15 protein-coding genes are annotated in these 18,928 nt (G+C 68.5%); 9 read left to right on the top strand and 6 right to left on the bottom strand.

Translation table 11 applies throughout. The features are described 5' to 3' along the window. Positions 1-18 precede the first annotated feature (18 nt). From QY917_RS07145 to QY917_RS07110, 8 genes are all read left to right on the top strand, one after another. Positions 19-801: an ABC transporter ATP-binding protein gene (locus QY917_RS07145; protein ID WP_123675674.1), complete on the top strand. Its 783-nt coding sequence runs from the start codon at positions 19-21 to the stop codon at positions 799-801. After that, positions 798-1,523, top strand: coding sequence for an ABC transporter ATP-binding protein (locus QY917_RS07140; RefSeq protein ID WP_123675675.1), 726 nt, complete (start codon positions 798-800; stop codon positions 1,521-1,523). Before QY917_RS07145 ends, QY917_RS07140 begins: the two co-directional genes overlap by 4 nt. Positions 1,524-1,555: 32 nt before the next feature. Next, a complete protein-coding gene (locus QY917_RS07135) occupies positions 1,556-2,581 on the top strand; it encodes a branched-chain amino acid ABC transporter permease (RefSeq protein ID WP_123675676.1) in 1,026 nt (341 codons plus the stop codon). 11 nt (positions 2,582-2,592) lie between these two features. After that, positions 2,593-3,660 (top strand): branched-chain amino acid ABC transporter permease, encoded by a 1,068-nt coding sequence (locus QY917_RS07130; RefSeq protein WP_123675677.1) that lies wholly within the window; start codon positions 2,593-2,595, stop codon positions 3,658-3,660. Positions 3,661-3,711: 51 nt separating this feature from the next. Beyond that, entirely contained in the window at positions 3,712-5,892 is a 2,181-nt protein-coding gene (locus QY917_RS07125) for a 3-hydroxybutyrate oligomer hydrolase family protein (protein WP_123675678.1), read from the top strand. 103 nt (positions 5,893-5,995) lie between these two features. Continuing rightward, the gene (locus tag QY917_RS07120) at positions 5,996-7,123 is read left to right on the top strand and encodes an ABC transporter substrate-binding protein (RefSeq protein WP_123675679.1); all 1,128 of its coding nucleotides are present in this window, start codon (positions 5,996-5,998) and stop codon (positions 7,121-7,123) included. Between the two features lie 45 nt (positions 7,124-7,168). Further along, entirely contained in the window at positions 7,169-8,047 is an 879-nt protein-coding gene (locus tag QY917_RS07115; protein WP_123675680.1) for an alpha/beta fold hydrolase, read from the top strand. Between the two features lie 162 nt (positions 8,048-8,209). Then, positions 8,210-9,169: a rhodanese-like domain-containing protein gene (locus QY917_RS07110; protein WP_088886513.1), complete on the top strand. Its 960-nt coding sequence runs from the start codon at positions 8,210-8,212 to the stop codon at positions 9,167-9,169. 70 nt (positions 9,170-9,239) lie between these two features. On the opposite strand, the gene QY917_RS07105 is transcribed toward QY917_RS07110, so the two are convergent. From QY917_RS07105 to hemH, 5 genes are all read right to left on the bottom strand, one after another. Beyond that, positions 9,240-9,407: a hypothetical protein gene (locus QY917_RS07105; protein ID WP_011804920.1), complete on the bottom strand. Its 168-nt coding sequence runs from the start codon at positions 9,405-9,407 to the stop codon at positions 9,240-9,242. A gap of 18 nt (positions 9,408-9,425) precedes the next feature. After that, on the bottom strand, positions 9,426-10,523 hold the full coding sequence (locus QY917_RS07100) for a YeeE/YedE thiosulfate transporter family protein (protein WP_123675681.1): 1,098 nt from the start codon (positions 10,521-10,523) through the stop codon (positions 9,426-9,428). A gap of 107 nt (positions 10,524-10,630) precedes the next feature. After that, positions 10,631-11,584: a sulfurtransferase gene (locus tag QY917_RS07095; RefSeq protein WP_011804922.1), complete on the bottom strand. Its 954-nt coding sequence runs from the start codon at positions 11,582-11,584 to the stop codon at positions 10,631-10,633. A 136-nt stretch (positions 11,585-11,720) separates the two neighbouring features. Beyond that, positions 11,721-14,174, bottom strand: coding sequence for a Lon protease family protein (locus tag QY917_RS07090; RefSeq protein WP_123675682.1), 2,454 nt, complete (start codon positions 14,172-14,174; stop codon positions 11,721-11,723). Continuing rightward, positions 14,171-15,229, bottom strand: a complete 1,059-nt coding sequence (hemH, locus tag QY917_RS07085) for a ferrochelatase (RefSeq protein ID WP_123675683.1) — start codon at positions 15,227-15,229, stop codon at positions 14,171-14,173. The genes QY917_RS07090 and hemH overlap by 4 nt, the downstream gene beginning before the upstream one ends. Before the next feature lie 39 nt (positions 15,230-15,268). Here hemH and QY917_RS07080 point away from each other — a divergent pair, with 39 nt between their 5' ends. Then, positions 15,269-15,961 (top strand): HAD family hydrolase, encoded by a 693-nt coding sequence (locus tag QY917_RS07080; RefSeq protein WP_123675684.1) that lies wholly within the window; start codon positions 15,269-15,271, stop codon positions 15,959-15,961. Positions 15,962-15,973: 12 nt separating this feature from the next. Here QY917_RS07080 and QY917_RS07075 read toward each other — a convergent pair whose 3' ends face one another. Then, the gene (locus QY917_RS07075) at positions 15,974-18,712 is read right to left on the bottom strand and encodes a cation-transporting P-type ATPase (protein ID WP_123675685.1); all 2,739 of its coding nucleotides are present in this window, start codon (positions 18,710-18,712) and stop codon (positions 15,974-15,976) included. Positions 18,713-18,928: the final 216 nt, after the last annotated feature.

The raw sequence follows: 18,928 nt of genomic DNA, 5'->3' as shown, positions 1-18,928 counted from the left end.
GCACACAAGTACGCACCCATGAGCGCCTTGGCCACCCAGGACCTGACCATCCGCTTCGGCGGGCATGTGGCGGTGAACGCCGTGACCTGTGCCTTCGCGCAGGGCACGCTCACGGCCATCGTGGGGCCCAATGGCGCGGGCAAGACCACGTACTTCAACCTGATCTCGGGCCAGCTCAAGGCGACGGCAGGTCGCGTGTCGCTCCATGGCCAGGACCTCACGGGCCTGCCGCCTTCTGCGCGCACGCGCGCCGGCCTGGGCAGGGCGTTCCAGCTCACCAATCTGTTTCCGCACCTGTCGGTGCTGGAGAACGTGCGCCTGGCCGTGCAGGCCGCGCAGCCGGGGCGGCACCGGCGCGGCCTCAACCTGTGGAGCATCTGGAGCGACCACGCCGCACTCACCGCCCGTGCGCAGGGCATCCTGCATGCCGTGGCCTTGGCCGACCGCCAGGACATGCCGGTCGCCAGCCTGCCGCATGGGGACCAGCGCAAGCTGGAGGTGGCGCTGCTCATGGCGCTGGACCCGCAGATCTACATGTTCGACGAGCCCACGGCTGGCATGGGCCATGACGAGGCCCCCGTGATCCTGGACCTGATACGCGCGCTCAAGAAAGACAAGACCAAGACCATCCTACTGGTCGAGCACAAGATGGACGTGGTGCGCGAGCTGGCCGACCGCATCATCGTGCTGCACAACGGCGTGCTCGTCGCGGACGGCGAGCCCGCCGCAGTGATCGCGTCGCCGATCGTGCAGCAGGCCTACCTGGGCACGGCGGCGTCGGCTGCGGAGGCTGAGGCATGAGCGCACCGCTGCTGAAGCTGTCCGGCGTGCACACGCACATCGGGGCATATCACATCCTGCATGGCGTTGATTTGGCCGTGCCCCGCGGGCAGCTCACGCTGCTGCTGGGGCGCAACGGCGCGGGCAAGACGACGACCCTGCGCACCATCATGGGTCTGTGGCGCGCCAGTGCCGGGACTATCACCTTCGGCGGCCAGGGCATCGCGGCCTGGGAGACGCCGCGCATTGCCCAGCAGGGCATTGCCTACGTACCCGAGAACATGGGCATCTTTGCCGACCTGACGGTGAAGGAAAACCTGCTGCTGGCCGCGCGTGGCGCGCGCACCGCGGCGCAGATGGACGGCGCGCGGCTGGAGTGGATCTTCCGGCTCTTTCCCGCCGTGGAAAAGTTCTGGAATCACCCCACAGGCAAGCTCAGCGGCGGGCAAAAACAGATGGTGGCCGTGGCACGCGCCATCGTGGAGCCGCGCGAGTTGCTCATCGTGGATGAACCCAGCAAGGGACTGGCGCCCGCCATCGTCAACAACATGATCGACGCCTTCGCCCAGCTCAAGGCCAGCGGCACCACCATCCTGCTGGTAGAGCAGAACCTGCACTTCGCCCAGCGCCTGGGTGACCAGGTGGCGGTGATGGACAACGGTGTAGTGGTGCATGCCGGCCCCATGGCCGCATTGTCAGAGGACGAGGCGTTGCAGCAGTCGCTGCTGGGGCTGTCGTTATGAACAGGTTTGAACAAAATCGGCCTGTAGCGCCCATGCAGCAAGCGCGAGTAGCTATTAAAAGTGAAGCGACCGGGCGGGGCGCAATAGCCATCGACTGGACACCCCTGGCGCTGGTACCGCTGCTGGCGATCGCGGTGCTGCCCTTCATCGGATCGGCCAGCACCTGGCTCACCCTCACGGTTGCGGGGCTGGCCATGGGCATGATCATCTTCATCATCGCCTCCGGCCTCACGCTGGTGTTCGGGCTCATGGACGTGCTGAATTTCGGCCATGGCGTGTTCATCGCGCTGGGCGCGTTTGTCGCCACCAGCGTGCTGGGCTCGATGAGCGACTGGACCGGGTCGGCCGCGCTGTGGCGCAACCTGGTGGCCGTGCTGCCCGCCATGGCCGTCGCCATGCTGGTGGCCGGCGCGGTGGGACTGGCATTCGAGCGCCTGATCGTGCGCCCCGTGTACGGCCAGCATCTCAAGCAGATCCTCATCACCATGGGTGGGATGATCATCGGCGAGGAACTGATCAAGGTCATCTGGGGACCACAGCAGATTCCGCTGCCGTTGCCCGAGGCCATGCGGGGCGCGTGGCTCGTCGGCGAGGCGGCCGTGGAAAAGTACCGCGTGCTGGCCGTTGGCGTGGGGCTGGCGGTGTTCGCGCTGCTGGCGTGGACGCTTGCGCGCACCAAGCTGGGCCTGTTGATCCGCGCCGGCGTGCAGGACCGCGAGATGGTCGAGAGCCTGGGCTACGGCGTGCGGCGGCTGTTCGTGGGCGTGTTCGTGGCCGGTAGCGCGCTGGCGGGGCTGGGCGGCGTGATGTGGGGGCTGTACCAGCAGAACGTGGTGCCGCAGATGGGGGCCCAGGTGAACGTGCTGATCTTCATCGTGATCATCATTGGGGGACTGGGCAGCACGGGTGGTGCGCTGATCGGTGCGCTGCTCGTGGGCCTGATGGCCAACTACACGGGCTTCCTGCTGCCGAAGGTGGCGCTGTTCTCCAACATCGCGCTCATGGTCGCCATCCTGCTGTGGCGGCCGCAGGGCGTGTACCCGGTGGCCAACCGTTGAGGAGCGCGTCGATGCTGAACCGGCTCCTCTCGGGCGACTATCCCCGCAGCAAGGTGCTGGCTGTGCTGCTCATGGCCTGCCTGCTGGGGCTCGCCGTGGCGCCGTTCGCCTTTGCGGGCGTGAAGGCGCTCAACGTGGCGGCCAAGGTACTGGTGTTCGTGGTGCTGGTCGCCAGCTTCGACCTGCTGCTGGGCTACACGGGTATCGTGAGCTTCGCGCACACCATGTTCTTCGGCATCGGCGCCTACGGCATCGCCATCGCCACCAGCCGCCTGGGTGCTACATGGGGCGCGCTGGCCGTGGGGCTGGGGTGCGCGCTGCTGCTGTCATTGCTGCTGGCGCTGGCGATCGGATTGTTCTCGCTGCGCGTGCGCGCCATCTTTTTCGCCATGATCACGCTGGCCGTGGCGGCGGCGTTCCAGACGCTGGCTTCGCAGCTCTCGGGCTGGACGGGCGGCGAGGACGGCCTGACCTTCAAGCTGCCCGAGTGGCTGTCGCCCAGCTTCGAGCCCTTCGAGGAGGAGGTGCTGGGGGTGCTGATCGACGGGCGCCTCATCACCTACTACCTGCTGTTCGTCACGGCTGTGGTGCTGGTGCTGGCGCTGTTGCGCATCGTGAACTCGCCCTTTGGCCGTGTGCTGCAGGCCATCCGCGAGAACGAGTTCCGTGCCGAGGCCATCGGCTATCGCGTGGTGGTGTACCGCACGCTCTCCAGCGTGCTGTCCGCGCTGTTCGCCTGTGCGGCGGGTGCCATGCTGGCCCTCTGGCTGCGCTACAACGGGCCGGACACGTCGCTCAGCTTCGAGATCATGATGGACTGCCTGCTCATCGTCGTGATCGGCGGCATGGGCACGATCTATGGTGCCGTGGTCGGCTCCGTGCTCTTCGTGGTGGCGCAAAGCTACCTGCAGGACCTGTTGGGCGTTGCCCATGAGGCTGCCTCTGGTCTTCCCTGGCTGGCCGCACTCCTGTCGCCCGACCGCTGGCTGCTGTGGCTGGGCCTGCTGTTCGTGCTCTCGGTCTATTACTTCCCCACCGGTGTGGTGGGGCGCCTGCGTTCCCTGCGTGCCCCGCCTTGATGGGTGCGCTTTTTTTCTCGTACTGCCATTACCACAACCTTAGGAGACAACATGCGAGTGAATGAACGAGTAACGGTGCGTTGGGCGCTGACGGCGCTGGCGGGGGCCACGCTGGTGGCCTGTGGCGGCGGATCGGATCCGTCCAACGATCTGCCCCAAGGCATCAAAGAAATCAGCGCCACGGTGTACCCGGCCACGACCGTAGGCACGGGCGCCACTGCTGCTACCCAGGACCTGCTGACGGGCGGTATTGGCAAAACGGGCCTGGGCGCCGCGGCCGCGCCCGCCTATGCCGACCCGGCCAACCCCACGGCGGCGGAACTGCGCCGCAATGCGCTGTTTTCCAACTACCGCGGCATCCTGGACTACACGGCCAAGGGCGGCTATGGCACGCTGTACGGCCCCAACATCACGGCCGAAGGCCAGGTGACCGCCAGTGAAGGTCTGATCCCAGGCCGTGAATACCTCGCTGTGCTGGACGATGGCTCCGGCCGCAAGCAAACCGTGATCGCCGTGCAGGTGCCCGACAGTTTCAACACCAGCAACCCCTGCATCGTGCTCGGCCCTTCGTCCGGTTCGCGCGGCGTGTACGGTGCCATCGGCACGGCGGGGGAGTGGGGCCTGAAGAAGGGCTGCGCCGTCGCGCTGACGGATGCCGGCAAGGGCGTGGGCCTGCACAACCTGGCCGACGACACGGTCAACAAGGTCGACGGCACGCGCGCCACGCGCACGGCGGCGGGGGCGCTGAGCTTCTTTGCTGCCAATCTGACGGATGCGGTGCGCTCGGCGTACAACGCGGCCTTCCCCAATCGCATTGCCATCAAGCACGCGCACTCGCAGCAAAACCCCGAAAAGGATTGGGGTGCGGACACGTTGGCGGCAGGCCGCTATGCGCTGTATGTGCTGAATGCGCGCTATGGCACGGCAGACAACCCGGTACCGTTCACCAAAGGCAACACGCTGGTGATCGCGGGCTCCGCCTCCAATGGCGGTGCCGCCTCGCTGCGCGCAGCCGAGCAGGACGGCGAGGGCCTGATCGACGGCGTGGTGGCTTCCGAGCCCGTGACCGAAATGCCCACCGCCGCCGGCTATGGCATCCAGTTCGACGGCGCGGCGGTCGCTGGCTACGGCAAGACCCTGGCCGAGTACACCACCTGGGGCAACATCTACCAGCCCTGCGCCGCGCTGGCGGCCGACGCGGCCATCAACGAGACATCGATCTACAACTACATCGCCCTCACTGCCATGACTGCGCGCGCCACGGCACGCTGCGACGGCCTGGCGGCCAAAGGCCTGGTGAGTGGCGCCACCACGCAGGAGCGTGCGGCCGACGCCCTGGCCAAGCTGCGTGCCTATGGCTGGAACGCCGAGAACAACACCATGCACAACGCCCACTATGCGCTGGGCAACGGACCCATCCTGTCGGCCATGTACACCATGGCCTATGGCCGCTTTGGCGCGGATGCCAACCTGTGCGGGTCCAGCTTTGCCGCTGCCAATGCCACGGGCGACGTGATTGCCGCCGCGCCCACGGCGCTGGCCCAAAGCGCCGCCACCGCGAACGGCACAGCCAATGGGACGCCCGCCACGGTGATCTACAACGACTCGGTGGGAGGCGCCAAGTCCTGGCCCTTCGCCGTGTCGCCCTCTACCGGCGTGGCGGACTTCGGGCTGGACAACGCGCTGTGCCAGTATGCGCTGGTCAGCGGCAAGGACCCCGTGACCGGTGCGGCCCTTACGGCGGCCAGCACGCCGACCAAGGCGCAGAGCGACGCCGTGCGCAGCGGCGTGGCCGAGGTGCTGCACAACGCCAACCTGCGCGGCAAGCCCGCGATCATCGTCGCCGGCCGCAGCGATGCGCTGGTGCCGGTCAACAACAACGCGCGTGCCTATGCGGCGCTCAATCGTGCTGTGGAAGGCGCGTCGAGCAAGCTGCGCTACGTGGAAGTCATGAACGGCCAGCACTTCGATGCGTTCCTGCCCTTCTCAGGTTTCGACACGCGCTTCGTGCCGCTGCACCCGTACTTCAACCAGGCCATGGACGTGATGTGGGCGCACCTGAAGAACGGCGCCCCGCTGCCCGCAAACCAGGTCGTGCGCACCACGCCGCGCGGCGGTACCGCGGGAGCGGCGCCGGCCATTACCGCAGCCAATGTCCCGCCGTTCGCCATGAGCCCCGCCGCCGCCGACCAGATCGGCTTTGTGGGCACATCCATCAGCGTGCCGCGTTGAGGCTGCGCGGCTGAAGAGGCCCCGCCTGTGCCCCGGAATCCGGGGCAAGGCCGGGGCCCCTGCCTGGGGACTGCGTTTGGAGCTTCGAAAGGAAGGGACGGGCATGCGCAAGCTGAGGTGTTGGGTTGGCGGGTTGCTGGTGTCTTTGGCGGCTCTCGCGGCATCGGCCGCAGAGGTGGTGATCGGGCAGGTGGCGCCGCTGTCGGGCGTGCTCGCGTCCACGGGCGAGCAGATGGTGCTGGGCGGCAAGGTGTACTTTGACGCCGTCAACGCGCAGGGGGGCGTGCATGGCGCCAAGATCCGCCTGCAGGTGGAGGACGATGGCTACAAGGTGGACGACACCGTGCGCCTGACGCGTGCCATGCTCGACCACCCTGAAGTCGTTGCCCTGTTCGGCTTTGCCGGCACGGCCAACATTGCGCAGTTGCTGGCCGACAAGGTGCTGGAGCAGGGCGGTGCGGCCCTGGTGGCGCCGTACACGGGCGGCGAGGTGCTGCGCACGCCCTTCAACCCCTGGATCTTCCATGTGCGTGCGGGCTATGCCGATGAAGCCGAGCACATGGTGCAGCAGCTCGCCACGCTGGGCATCACGCGCATTGCCGTCATGTACCAGGACGACGGTTTCGGCAAGGCGGGGCTGGCCGGAGTGGAGGCGGCGCTGGAGCGGCGCCAGCTCAAGCTGGTAGCCGCGGCCGGCTATGAGCGCAACACCGATAACGTGGACTCCGCCGTGCAGACCATCCGCGCCATGGACGCGCAAGCTGTGATCATGATCGCCGTCAACAAGCCGGCTGCCGCATTCACCAAGCGCTACCGCGAGCAGGGCGGCGGCGCGCGGCTGTTCAACATCTCCGTGGTGGATCCCGCCGAAATCGTGAAGCTGGCGGGGCTGAAGAACGCGCACGGCCTGGCCATCAGCCAGGTGGTGCCGTACCCCTACCGGCCTCAATTGCCCGTGGTGCGCGAGTACCAGCAGTTGCTCAAGAAATACGCGCCAGAGGCTGAGATCAACTACACCAGCTTCGAGACCTTCCTGGGCGCGAAGGTCCTTGTCGAGGCCCTGCGCCGTGCCGGCCCGCAGCCTACCAGGGCACGCGTGCTGCGTGCACTGGAGTCGCTGCAGGGGTTCGATCTGGGTGGCGTCACGCTGAACTACGGGCCGAACAACCGTGTCGGCTCGCGCTTCGTCGAGGTCACGGTGATCGGGGGCAACGGCCGGCTCATGAAGTGAGGCGCGCCCGCGGCGATCACACTCTCCCTGCACAAAGGCTGCACCATGTCCTTCGTCTCGCGCTACGTGCGCTGCGCCGGCTATGAAATCCACCTGACCGACTGGGGCGCGCCCGGCGCGCCGGTGGTGGTAGCCTGGCACGGCCTGGCACGCACCGGACGCGACATGGACGAGCTGGCCGCACACCTGGCGGCCCATGGCTGGCGCGTGTTGTGCCCCGACACCCTGGGTCGCGGCCTGAGCCAGTGGAGCCGTGATCCGCAGCACGAATACACGCTGGCTTTCTATGCACGCGTTGTGGAGGAGCTGCTGGATCAGCTGGGTGTGCAGCGGGTGCAGTGGGTGGGTACGTCGATGGGCGGCGCCATCGGCACCGTGTGCGCCGCCGGCCTGCTGGCGCCGCGCCTGCACGGGCGCATCACGCACCTGGTGCTCAACGACAATGCCCCGCAGCTGGCCGGCCCCGCGCTGGAGCGCATCAAGGCCTATGCGGGCCAGCCGCCCCAGTTCGATACCGTGATGGAGCTGGAGGCCTTCTTTCGCCGTACCTACGCGCCGTTCGGCTGGCTCAGCGATGCGCAGTGGCTGCGCCTTACCGAGACCTCGCTGCGCCGCCTGCCCGATGGGCGCGTGACCCCGCACTACGACCCGGCCATGGTGCAGCAGTTCACGCGGCATGAGAACGACTATCTCGTCTGGCCGCACTACGACCGGCTCGACATTCCCGTGCTGTGCCTGCGCGGGGCCGAGTCCGACCTGGTGCTGCCCGCGGTGGTGCAGGAGATGCAGCGCCGGGGCCCGGGCGCACGCGGCCTGCTGGAGGTGGTCGAGGTGCCGGGCTGCGGCCACGCGCCCGCGCTCAACGTGCCGCAGCAACTGGCCTGGGTGCAGCGCTTTTTGCAGGGCCTGCCCGCGCAGGGGTGAGGCGGCGCACGGCTTGCGCGGTGTGCCTGCATTGTTGCCATCCACGCAACGCAGTTTCCTTATTTCAGGTCTCACTCGGCGCAGCCGTTGCAGCTAGCATGTGAGACTTGCATTGCCTGGGCGTCAGCGGCGACGCCGGCACGGCATGAAGGGAACCGCGACATGGGTTTTCTGGTGGATCTGATTCGCGAATACGGCCTAGGTGTCGTGTTCCTGAACGTGCTGATCGAGCAGCTGGGTGCGCCCATTCCCGCCTATCCAGTGCTGGTGGTCACCGGCGCGGTGGCGGGCGACGACTGGCAGCACGGCGCACGCATCGTGCTGTTGGCCGTGGCGGCCGCGCTCATTGCCGACCTGCTGTGGTACCAGGCCGGCAAATCCTACGGCCATCGTGTGCTGGGGCGCATCTGCCGCATTTCGCTGTCGCCCGATGCCTGCATCCGCCAGACGGAATCGCTCTACGGCCGCTGGGGCCCCAAGTCGCTGCTGATTGCCAAGTTCGTTCCAGGCTTTGCGTCGATCGCCAGCGCGCTTGCGGGTGTGGTGGGCACGCCGCGGTCGGTCTTCGTGCTGTACGACACGCTGGGCGCGTTGATCTGGGTGGGCTCGGCAGTGTTGCTGGGATCGCTGTTCAGCACCACGGTCGAGGATCTGCTGGCCGTGCTCACAGCGCTGGGCCAGGGGGGATTGGTATTGCTGGCGGTGGGGCTGGGCGTGTTCATTCTGCGCAAGTGGTGGCAGCGCCAGCGCACGGTGCGCTCGCTGAAGATGCCTCGCGTGTCGGTGCAGGAGTTGCGCGGCATGCAGGCCCAGGGGGTCATGCCCACGGTGATAGATGTGCGCACGGGTCAGGCCTACAGCGCGGGCCATATTCCTGGCGCCCAGGCGTGGGAGCTGCGCCCCCGGGACGCGGCAGCACCCCACGCCCATCTATTGCCGCACGACGCGCATCCGCACGGCGTGGTCATCTATTGCGACTGCCCGGCAGAGATATCGGCCGCCCGGCTGGCGCGCCAGCTACAGCGCGCAGGCTTTTCCAACGTGCGCCCGCTGCTGGGCGGGCTGCAGGCCTGGCAGGACGCCGGGTTCGAGGTCGCCAAGCCGTCTGCCGATACGCCCTGAGACCGCTCGCCGCGCCAAGCAACAAGGCCTCCGTGTGGAGGCCTTGTTGCGTTGTGCGCGGAGAAGGACGTCAGTCCGGCATGGAGCAATGCCCGCCCGAGGCGGCCTTGCCCGAGCCGGCTGCGATCAGCGGCGCCTCGAAGCGCAGGTCCACCGGGGCGGAGTTGCTGTAGTCCCAGGCCAGGAAGGCGGCGAGCACGGCCCAGAAGGCCAGGCGCAGTGTGGTGTGTCGTGTCATGGCGTAGCTCTCCTGGGTTCAGAAGCCGAAATGGCGACGGATGCGCAGGCCGAAGATCGTTCCTGCGAAGGCCAGCGGCACCCAGATCCAGCCGTGGAGGCTGCCCGTGGAGATGCCCGACAGCATGGCGCCGACGTTGCAGCCGAAGGCCAGGCGTGAGCTGTACCCCAGCAGCAGGCCCGCGACCAGGGCCACGGCCCATTGCGTGCCCGTCAGCGCCTTGGCCGTGACCGGCTTGCCGGCCGACACCCACAGAGCGCCCCCGAGGATGCCGATGTTGGTGATGCTGGTCACGTCCAGCAGCACGGTCTCCTGCAGGCGGGCGGCATTGCCGGGCTGGCTCCAGAACCAGTTGCCCGCCAGGTCCGCGGCACCGCTGGCCTGGGCGAGTTTTGCCGCCCACAGGCCAAAGCCGTAGACCACGCCCCAGGGCTGGCCGGCGATCACCAGGTTCAGCGTGGCCAGCAGCGCCAGCAGCACGGCGCCCACGATCCACCTGCGCACCAGCAGCGGCTGGGGCTGCGTGCCTTGCGGTCTCTGGGCACGGCGCGCATACCAGCGCACCGCCACCGCGACCACGGCCAGCACCGCCAGCGTGATCAACAGTGCCTGTTGCCAACCGAAGCGATTGACCAAACCGACGGGCTGCGCGCGGCCCAGGTCCAGCCAGAAGCCCAGGTGCATCGAGCCCAGGAAACTGCCGAGCGCGAACAGCGGCAGGATCGCCGCGTTCATTGGAATGCCCAGGCCCGCCTTGTACAGCGTGCCGCTGCCGCAGCCGTCGGCAATTTGCATGCACAGCCCGAACACGAAGGCGCCGACCAGCAGGCTCACGCTGGGTGGGCCCAGGGCGGCCGTCAGTTCAGGAAAGTGGCCCAGCAGCGGCATGGCCATGGCTGCGGCCAGCGCCAGCAGCAGCAGCTGGCCCATGACGCCGCTGGCGTCCTTGTCCTCGATGAGCATGCGCCAGCCCGTGGTGAAGCCAAAGCGCTGGCCGGCCAGCACCGCGCCCAGGCCCAGACCCACGGCGAACAGGGCCGCTTGCCGCACGGACACGGCCCACAGCAGCCAGCCCAAGAAAATGGCCAGCAGGGCCGCAAGAGGAAGTCGTTTCATGGAAGAGGGCTAGAGATTCAAAAAAGTGAGCTGCTAGCGCTTGCCTGGCAAGCGCTAGAGGCCGATTTGACTATGAGGCTGTCAGGTGCCCAGCGCAGTGGGCTGGCTTACTTGAGCTTGCGTTCCCACCACTGCTTGGCGTCGTAGGCCAGGGCCTCGGCGCGGGTGGGCTGGTTCGCCATCAGCGGCGGCTCCTGGGACTGGGTCCAGTCCACCATGGAGCCGGCGTACAGCTTCACGCCGGGCAGGCCCGCCACTTCGGACAGGCCGAACCAGTCGGTGGCCGCCCAGTGGCCGGTATTGCAGAACGCGACCATGTCCTGGCCCTGTTCGCGCTTGACCTTGGCGGCGATCTGCCGGGCCGTCGCCGCATCCACGAAGGTGGAGGTGCCGGGAACGAACCACTGGTTGAAGTCCAGCTGCTGTGCGCCCGGCAGGGTGCCAGACACCTTGGCCGCCGGCGCACGCACCTTGCCCTGGTAGAAGGCATCGGGGCGCGAATCCACCAGTGCGGCGTTGCTCAGGCGAATGTGCTGGCCCACGTCCTCGCGCGTGGCCAGCAGGCGGGTGTCCAGCGTGGGCGTGTACTGGCTGGCCGCGACCTGTGGCACCTCGGCCGTCAACGGAAGCTGGGCTTGGCCCCAGGCCTTCATGCCGCCATTGAGGATGGAGAGTTCCTTGAGGCCCAGCAGCTTCAGCGTCCAGTACACGCGCGCCGCCGCGCCGAAATCCGTCGGGTCCGCGCCCGTGGAGACCACCACGGCATGCGTGGTGGGCGTGAGCCCCAGCGACTGCACCAGCGCGGTGAGCCGGGGCAGGTCGGGCAGTTCACCCGGGTTGCTGGCGGGGCCGCGCCACTTGCCGTAGGGGGCATTCACCGCACCCGGAATGTGCTGGGCGCCGTAGCTGGCGGGGTCGCGGATGTCGATCACGCGCGGCGGCGTGGCCTGCGTTGTCTGGGCCTTCAGTTCGGCGGGCGTCAGCAGTGGCTGGGCTGCCCACGCCGCAGGGGCCACATGGGCGGCCGTGGCGAATACCGCGAGGGCGAGCAGTTTTTTCATGGCGATCTCGAAAACAGTCGTTCAGGGAAGGGCGTCATTGTCCCGCGCCCTTGAGCCTCATCAACGACAGAATCGGATTGTTCTTATAGCCAATATGGATAAGCCAGGCCCGGCCCACCGCGGCGCCGGGCGGCTTTCAGAGGCCGCTGCCGAGCCTGCGCGGCACGCGCCGCCGCCCCAGCGCCATGGCCTGCCACGCGCGGCGGTAGGCCAGCAGCGTGCTTTCGGCGCGCGCCCGCACGCTGCCTTCCCACGGCTCGTCGGGGGTGAGGCCCGCGTGCGTACCAGTGAGCAGCGCAATGCCCTCGCTGACGTGCTGCGCCGTATAGACGTGAAAGCGCCCCGCCGCGACCGCATCCACCACGGCGGGCGAGAGCATCAGGTGGCGCTGGTTGCGGGCCGGAATCAGCACGCCCTGCGTGCCGGTCAGGCCCGCGTGCGCGCACACGCGGAACCAGCCCTCGATCTTCTCGTTCAGCCCGCCCACGGGCAGCACCTCACCGTGCTGGTTGAGCGCGCCGGTAACCGCGATGTCCTGGCGCAGCGGCAGGCCCGACAGCGACGACAGCAGGGCATACAGCTCGGCGCAGGAGGCCGAGTCGCCCTCAATGCCGCTGTACTCCTGCTCCAGCACGATGGACGCGTTGAGCGCCAGCGGCGCCAGGTGTCCGAACAGCGCGCTGAAATAACTGTGCAGGATGAGCACGCCCTTGTCGTGGATCGGGCCGGACAGCTCGACCTCGCGCTCGATGTTGACCAGGCCTTCTTGGCCCGCATGCGTGCGCGCGGTGATGCGCACCGGAAAGCCGAAGCGGTAGTCGCCCAGGTCGATCTGCGTGAGCGCATTCAACTGGCCGACGCGCGTGCCGTCCAGCGTGATGAGCAACTCGCCCTCGGCAATCGATTCGTGCAATGCCTCCTCGGGGGCGTTGTGGCGCTGGCGCTTGGCGATCAGCGCGGCTTCCACGTCGGCCGCATCGGTCAGCGCCGCGCCGCGTGCCCGCGCCTGGGCCGCGCTTTCGAGCAGCAGGGCTTCCAGCAGGGAAAAGCGCGCGCTCTGGCGCGACTGGTCGTCGGCCTCGCGGTGGGTGAATTCCAGCAGGCGGGCCACGGCCGCGGCGCTGCAGTGCGGCAGGCCGCGGCGGGCGCACGCGCGCGCGATGAACACGGCGCTGGCGTAATGCGTCTGGGCGCTGGCGGTGAAGCGCTCGGCAAAATCCACCTTCACGCGAAAGCGCTGCGCCAGGTCTTCGTCGCCCTCCTGCAGCACGTAATACTCGACGGCGGTGCCGATCAGCACGAGCTTGACGTCCACATCCACGCCCTCGGGCTGCAGCGCCACTGTCGGCCCACCACCGCCATGGCTGGCGGCCGTGTCCTCGACCGCCAGGCGGCTGCAGCGCAGGAAGCGGCGCAGCCGTTCCCACAGCGGCGTATCGCCCAGCAGGTCGCGCAGGAACAGCATCAGGTAGCCGCCGTGCGCACGCAGCAGGCCGCCGGCGTGGATGCTGGAGAAATCGGCATACGGCGCGTCTTCCCCGGATTCGTACTGGATGTGGCCGAACAGGTTGCGCAGCTGCGGGTTGTCTTCGACCACCACTGGCGCGCCCTTCAGGGAAGCGTTGTCCACCGCCAAGTTCACCTGGCACAGCGCCAGCAGGTTGGCCAGTTGGTCGCGGCGTTCCTCTTCCTGCGGATCGTCGGGCTGCTCGCCTTCGTGAGGCACGAAGAGCTCAAGGTCGTCGAGCACCTCGCGCTGCACCTGGTCGAGCCAGCGTCCCAGCTTGACCGCGTCCTTGATCTGCTTGCGCAGGCCCTGGCGGATGTCGTCCAGACCGTGCGTCACCAGCGGGCCGGCGCTCTGGCGCAGAAGCTGCGCCAGCGCATCGTCGCGCGCGCGCTCCAGCGGGCGGGTCTGTTCCAGGAAGCGCACGATCTCCGCGCGCAGCTCCTGCTCGGCCAGCTCGATGGCGGCGCGCTCGGGTGCGCCGAGCGCTGCGCCATCGGCCTCCGTCAGCGGCTCGCCGCCCGGGCCCAGCAGGGTGAACACCATCTGCCCTTGTTCACGCGACAGGCGAAACCGCCGTGCACGCGCGAAGTCGGCCAACTGGCTGAAGGCGCGCGCCTCGTCGCTCTGGTAGCGCTTGTGGATGCGCTCGCGCTCGTTCTTCACGTCCGGCGCAGCCAGGCGCTTGGGGATCTCCGCCTCCAGCTGGCGGCTCCAGCTCGCCATCTGGTCGCGCAGCTGGCGCCCCTGGCCCGCGGGCAGGCGCAGGGCGCGTGGACGTTCGGGTGCGTCAAAGTCGTGCAGAAAGCACAGGTCCGGCGGCACGGGCCGGCTGGCGGCCGCTTCGTCCATGGCCTGGCGCATCAGGGAGGCACGGCCGCTGCCGACCTCGCCCAGCACGAACAGGTGGTAGTCGGGCTGTTGCATGGTCAGCCCGAACCGGGCCGCATCGAACGCGCGCTGCTGGCCGATCCACGGCAGGGGCTCGGCCACCAGTGCGCGTGTGTCGTCAAAGCCCAGGCTCTCGGGGCGGATGCTCAGGCGCAGCTGGCCGGGTGCGAGTGCCGTGCAGGGCGCGCTCATGGCTGGCTCCAGCCCGCCAGGTGCTGTTGCGCAATGCGGCTCAAGGCGGTGATCCAGGCGGGGTTGTCGTTCAGGCAGGGGATGTAACGGAAGTCCTGGCCGCCTGCGTGCAGGAAGGCCTCGCGTGCCTCCTGGTTGATCTCCTCCAGCGTTTCCAGGCAGTCACTGGTGAAGCCTGGGCACATCACGTCCACGCGGCGCGTGCCGCCCTGTGCCAGCGCCACCAGCGAGGGTTCGGTGTAGGGCTCCAGCCAGCGGGCCTTGCCAAAGCGCGACTGGAAGGTCAGCAGGTACCGGTCTTCGCCCAGCCCCAGCACCTGCGCGAGCAGCCGGGCCGTGTTGCGGCATTGCTCCGCGTAGGGGTCGCCCAATCGCACATTGCGTTCGGGAATGCCGTGAAAACTCATCACCAGCTTGTCCGCCGGGCCGCCCTCGCGCTGCCAGTGCGCGCGCACCGACTGGGCCAGCGCGGCAATGTAGTCCGGGTGGTCGTGGTAGTCGTTCACGAAGCGCAGTTCGGGAAAGCAACGCGAGCGGCGCACCCACGCGGCCACGTCGTCGAACACGCTGGCGGTGGTCGTGGCCGAGTACTGCGGGTACAGCGGCAGCACCAGCGCGCGGCGCACGCCGGCGTCCTGCAGCACCTGCAGTTGCGCACCAATGGCCGGCTGACCGTAGCGCATGGCGTGCAGTACCCTCACCGGCTGGCCGGCCTCGCCCAGCCAGCCGCGCAGCATCACCGCCTGCTTGGCCGTCCACACGGCGAGCGGGGAGCCTTCTTCCGTCCAGATGCTGGCGTACTTGGCGGCCGACTTGGCCGGCCGCGTGCGCAGGATGATCCCGTACAGCAGAGGCAGCCACAGCGCCCGCGGAATTTCCACCACCCGCGGGTCGCCCAGGAACTGCGCCAGATAGCGGCGCAGCGCCGGTGCGGTGGGGGCGTCTGGCGTGCCCAGGTTGCACAGCAGAATGGCGGTGCTTTCGCGTGCTGCGGTGGTCTGGATCGAAGAGGCTGAGGCCGTCTGGGCGGCATGGTGAGAAGGCGAGGCGGGCATGCGGTGATTGTGGCAAATGCCGGGCGGTATGCTCGGGCCATGCTCGATATTTCCCGCATCCGCGCCATCACTCTTGACCTGGATGACACCCTATGGCCTATCTGGCCCACCATTGCGCGGGCTGAGAAGGTGCTGATCGAGTGGCTGCTCACGGTGGCGCCCGGCGCCTCGGCGCTGCTGGCGTCGCCCGATACGTCCCGCATGCTCCGTGCGCAGGTGGCGTCCGCCCATGCGCACCTGTCGCACGACCTGACGGTGCTGCGCCGCGAGACCATCCGCGCAGCGCTGCGCCAGGCGGGCGAGGACGAGTCGCTCACGGACCAGGGGTTCGACGTGTTCTTTGCCGAGCGCCAGCGGGTGGAGCTGTTCGACGATGCGATCGCGGCGCTGGAATTCCTCTCGGCGCGCCACCCGTTGGTGGCGCTGTCCAATGGCAATGCGGACCTGCAGGCGATCGGCATCGGACGGTACTTTCGCGCCAGCATCAGCGCCCGCGAGTTCGGGATTGCCAAGCCCGACCCCCGCATCTTCCATGAGGCGGCGCGGGTGCTGGACCTGCCGCCCGCGGCCGTGCTGCACATAGGCGACGATGCCACGCTGGATGCGCATGGCGCGCTGGGCGCCGGCATGCAGGCGGCCTGGCTCAATCGGGGCGATGCAGTCTGGCCGCACGCGGTGGCGCCTCCTGCCACCGTGCGCGACCTGGCCGCGCTGTGCCGCCTGCTGGGGTAGGCGTGGTCCGTGTCAGCGATGGGCGTGGCGTGCGCGCCAGCGCCGCAGAGCCGCCTTCTCCAGTTCGGCCAGCGTGAAGACGGCCAGCCCGGCCAGCAGGACGCGCGACCATTCCTGCACAGACAGGTCCGTGGAGCCGAACACGGCCTGCATCCAGGGCAGGTGCACGAAGCCCAGTTGCAGCAGCGCACAGAGGGCGATGGTCAGCGGCACCTTGGGATTGCCCAGCAATCCCTCGCGCGACAGCACGCTGCGCTCGATGTGCCGGCTGTTGAGCAGGTAGAACATCTCCATCACCACCACCGCGCTGACAGCCATGGTGCGCGCGGTTTCGATCGCAGCGCCGTTGGACAGCTCCCACAGGAACAGCCCGAGCGAAGCCGCCGCCATGCAAACCGCCACCATGAGCACACGCCACGCGAACAGGCCGGACAGCAGCTTTTCCTGCGGAGGCCGGGGAGGGCGGCGCATGACGTCGTCCTCCGCAGGCTCGAATGCCAGCGCCACGCCCAGCGTGCTGGACGTGACCAGATTGATCCACAGCACCTGCGCCGCGGTGAGCGGCAGCAGCAGGCCGAATGCGATGGCGGCAAACACGATCAGCGCCTCGCCCCCATTGGTGGGCAGCATGAACAAGATGAATTTGCGCACGTTGTCGTAGATGCCTCGGCCCTCGCGCACCGCATGGCCCAGCGTGGCGAAGTTGTCGTCGGTCAGCACCATGGCGGCCGCGTCCTTGGCGGCCTCGGTACCGTTCCTGCCCATGGCGACTCCCACGTCGGCGCGCTTGAGTGCGGGCGCGTCGTTCACGCCGTCGCCCGTCATGGCCACGACTTCACCGCGGGACTGCAGGGCTTGCACCAGGCGCAGCTTGTGTTCGGGACTGGCACGTGCGAACACGTCCACGCTGGCCACCACGTCGCGCAAGGCGGCGTCGTCCAGCAGCTCGATCTCGGCGCCCGTGAGGGCGGGGCGGCCCAGGCCGATGCCCAGCTGCGCGCCAATCGCACGTGCGGTTTCGCCGTGGTCGCCGGTGATCATCTTCACGCGTACGCCCGCGGCCTGGCATTCGGCCACCGCGGCCACGGCCTCGGGGCGCGGCGGGTCCATGCTGCCCAGCAGCCCGAGCAGCGTGAAGCCGCCCTCCATGTCGGCGAACTGCAGCGCGTGCTGCTGCGCCGGCACGCGCTTGATGGCGATCGCCAGCACGCGCAGCGCCCGCGCCGCGCAGTCGTTGGCTGCGCGGCGCCAGTAGTCGTGCTGCAGCGGGGCATCGGTGGCCGCGCCATCGGCGGGCCACTGGCGCTGTGCGTTGCACATGTCCAGCACACGCTCGGGGGCTCCTTTCACCAGGATCACCGCATGCCCCGCGTGGTCGTGGTGCAGTGTGGCCATGAAGCGGTGCTCGGACTCGAACGGTATGGCGTCGATGCGCGGCTGGCGCGCATGCAGCGCCGTGGCGTCCAGCCCCGCCTTGAGCGCCAGGGTGACGAGCGCGCCCTCCGTCGGGTCGCCCGTCAGGCTCCAGCCCTGGGGTCCGTCGTGCAGCGTGGCGTCGTTGCACAGCAGCGCCACCTGGGCCACGGACTGCAGGGCAGGGTGTTCTTGCGCAGTGATGGGCACGCCCCCGATGAGGAAGCCCCCCTGCGGCGCATAGCCGCTGCCGGTCACAGCTATGACATGGTCGGCGGTCACCACGCGCTGCACGGTCATCTCGTTGCAAGTGAGGGTGCCGGTCTTGTCGGAGCAGATCACGGTGACAGCCCCCAGCGTTTCCACCGCCGGCAGGTGGCGGATGATGGCGTTGTGCTGCGCCATGCGCCGCACGCCCATGGCCAAGGTGATGGTCATGATGGCGGGCAACCCCTCGGGGATGGCCGAGGCCGCCAGCGCCACGGCCATCATGAACATGTCCGCGGGTGCCTGAGCGCGCCAGAGCACGCCGATGGCGAACGTGGCGAGCACGAACAGCCCGATGGCCAGCGCCAGCCAGCGGCTGAACTGCGCGATCTGCCGCAGCAGCGGCGTGGTGCTCGCCTGCACCTGGGCCAACAGCGTGCTGATGCGCCCCAGTTCACTGTTCGTGCCCGTAGCCACCACGGTGCCCAAAGCGGTGCCCGCGGCCACCAGCGTGCCGGAGTAGAGCATGCTGCGGCGGTCGCCCAAAGCGGCGTCGGCTGCCACGGCGGCTTCGTCCTTGTCGCAGGGCACGGACTCGCCCGTCAGCACGGCCTCGTCGGCGCGCAGGCTGCGGGCCGTGAGGATGCGCAGATCCGCGGGCACCTTGTCGCCGGACGCGAGGATGACGATGTCGCCCGGCACGAGCTGGTCGGCGTCCACCAGTTGGCGCTCTCCCCCGCGCAGCACCGTGGCCTGGTGCGAGAGCATGTGGCGTATCGCGTCCAGCGCCGACTCGGCCTTGCCCTCCTGCAAGAAACCGATGATGGCGTTGACGATCACGGCCCCCAATAGCACCCCGGTGTCGATCCAGTGCGCCAGTGCCGCGGTGACCGTCGCGGCAGCGAGCATCACGTAGATCAGCACGTTGTGAAATTGCTGCAGCAGGCGCAGCCAGGCCGGTCGGCGCGGCGGCGCGGGCAGGCGGTTGGGGCCGAAGCGTGCCAGGCGCCGCGCCACCTCGGCATGCGCCAGGCCGTGGCGGTCGTCGGTTTGCAGCCGTTGCAGCGCTTCGTCAGCGGACAGCGCATGCCACGGGGTGTCGCGGGCATCGGTGGATGGAGGCAGGTGCATGCAGGGCGGGCGCCGGGCGACGCGACGGGTCGAGTGAACCCAGTCTAGGTCCGCAGGCGCGGACCGTGCCAATGCCCCAGTGCCAGGCCGGGGAAAGTGGCCGCTATTGGCCTTCGCTTGCTATTTAAACAATAGCTGACTGCGCTTGCCGGTTGGTCGTTTAATGCTGTTTTTGATACGCATCACGCGGCCGTAAATGGTCGACGCAGGCAAGCA

The organism is Diaphorobacter sp. C33 (assembly GCF_030503915.1).
Taxonomy (GTDB): domain Bacteria; phylum Pseudomonadota; class Gammaproteobacteria; order Burkholderiales; family Burkholderiaceae_C; genus Diaphorobacter; species Diaphorobacter nitroreducens.
Note: the sequence above shows the minus strand (reverse complement) of the source record. Positions and strands in the feature narration are given on the sequence as shown.

Coding starts and splice junctions, on each gene's coding strand:
- QY917_RS07145 (WP_123675674.1), top strand. CDS start 19: ATGAGCGCCTTGGCCACCCAGGACCTGACCATCCGCTTCGGCGGGCAT.
- QY917_RS07140 (WP_123675675.1), top strand. CDS start 798: ATGAGCGCACCGCTGCTGAAGCTGTCCGGCGTGCACACGCACATCGGG.
- QY917_RS07135 (WP_123675676.1), top strand. CDS start 1,556: ATGCAGCAAGCGCGAGTAGCTATTAAAAGTGAAGCGACCGGGCGGGGC.
- QY917_RS07130 (WP_123675677.1), top strand. CDS start 2,593: ATGCTGAACCGGCTCCTCTCGGGCGACTATCCCCGCAGCAAGGTGCTG.
- QY917_RS07125 (WP_123675678.1), top strand. CDS start 3,712: ATGCGAGTGAATGAACGAGTAACGGTGCGTTGGGCGCTGACGGCGCTG.
- QY917_RS07120 (WP_123675679.1), top strand. CDS start 5,996: ATGCGCAAGCTGAGGTGTTGGGTTGGCGGGTTGCTGGTGTCTTTGGCG.
- QY917_RS07115 (WP_123675680.1), top strand. CDS start 7,169: ATGTCCTTCGTCTCGCGCTACGTGCGCTGCGCCGGCTATGAAATCCAC.
- QY917_RS07110 (WP_088886513.1), top strand. CDS start 8,210: ATGGGTTTTCTGGTGGATCTGATTCGCGAATACGGCCTAGGTGTCGTG.
- QY917_RS07105 (WP_011804920.1), bottom strand. CDS start 9,407: ATGACACGACACACCACACTGCGCCTGGCCTTCTGGGCCGTGCTCGCC.
- QY917_RS07100 (WP_123675681.1), bottom strand. CDS start 10,523: ATGAAACGACTTCCTCTTGCGGCCCTGCTGGCCATTTTCTTGGGCTGG.
- QY917_RS07095 (WP_011804922.1), bottom strand. CDS start 11,584: ATGAAAAAACTGCTCGCCCTCGCGGTATTCGCCACGGCCGCCCATGTG.
- QY917_RS07090 (WP_123675682.1), bottom strand. CDS start 14,174: ATGAGCGCGCCCTGCACGGCACTCGCACCCGGCCAGCTGCGCCTGAGC.
- hemH (WP_123675683.1), bottom strand. CDS start 15,229: ATGCCCGCCTCGCCTTCTCACCATGCCGCCCAGACGGCCTCAGCCTCT.
- QY917_RS07080 (WP_123675684.1), top strand. CDS start 15,269: ATGCTCGATATTTCCCGCATCCGCGCCATCACTCTTGACCTGGATGAC.
- QY917_RS07075 (WP_123675685.1), bottom strand. CDS start 18,712: ATGCACCTGCCTCCATCCACCGATGCCCGCGACACCCCGTGGCATGCG.